The following is a 999-nucleotide window of genomic DNA, read 5'->3' as shown; positions in this document are numbered from 1 at the left end:
CCGCGCCAGATGGTGTCGGTGGCGACGGCGATGATCCCGTTCCTGGAGCACGACGACGCCAACCGCGCGCTCATGGGGTCGAACATGCAGCGTCAGTCGGTGCCGTTGCTCAAGAGCGAGGCGCCGCTGGTCGGCACCGGCATGGAGTATCGCGCGGCGACGGACGCCGGTGACGTCATCACGGCCGAGAAGGCCGGTGTGGTGGAGGAGGTCTCGGCCGACTACATCACGGTGATGAACGACGACGGCACCCGGACGACGTATCGGGTGGCGAAGTTCAAGCGGTCGAACCAGGGCACCTGCTTCAACCAGAAGCCGATCGTGTCCGAGGGCGACCGGGTCGAGCGGGGTCAGGTCGTCGCCGACGGTCCGTGCACCGACAACGGTGAGATGGCGCTGGGCAAGAACCTGCTGGTGGCGTTCATGCCCTGGGAGGGGCACAACTACGAGGACGCGATCATCCTGTCCCAGCGTCTGGTGCAGGACGACGTGCTGTCGTCGATCCACATCGAAGAGCACGAGGTCGACGCCCGCGACACCAAGCTGGGTCCGGAGGAGATCACCCGCGACATCCCCAACGCCTCCGAGGACGCGCTGGCCGACCTCGACGAGCGCGGCATCATCCGCATCGGCGCCGAGGTGACGACCGGCGACATCCTGGTCGGCAAGGTCACGCCGAAGGGTGAGACCGAGCTGACGCCGGAGGAGCGGCTGCTGCGGGCGATCTTCGGTGAGAAGGCGCGTGAGGTGCGCGACACCTCGCTGAAGGTGCCGCACGGTGAGTCGGGCAAGGTCATCGGGGTGCGGGTGTTCAGCCGTGAGGAGGGCGACGAGCTTCCTCCGGGTGTGAACGAGCTGGTGCGCGTGTACGTGGCGCAGAAGCGCAAGATCACCGATGGTGACAAGCTCGCCGGCCGTCACGGCAACAAGGGCGTCATCTCCAAGATCCTGCCGGTGGAGGACATGCCGTTCCTCGAGGACGGCACGCCGGTCGACATC

At 67.0% G+C, this 999-nt stretch carries 1 pseudogene; it reads left to right on the top strand.

What is annotated here, in order from left to right:
- Positions 1 to 999 (top strand): annotated as a pseudogene (locus HCK04_RS40325) (DNA-directed RNA polymerase subunit beta); the annotation flags it as partial.

It is taken from the genome of Microbispora sp. CL1-1, assembly GCF_012034195.1.
GTDB lineage: Bacteria > Actinomycetota > Actinomycetes > Streptosporangiales > Streptosporangiaceae > Microbispora.
This window is presented reverse-complemented; position numbering and strand designations above follow the sequence as displayed.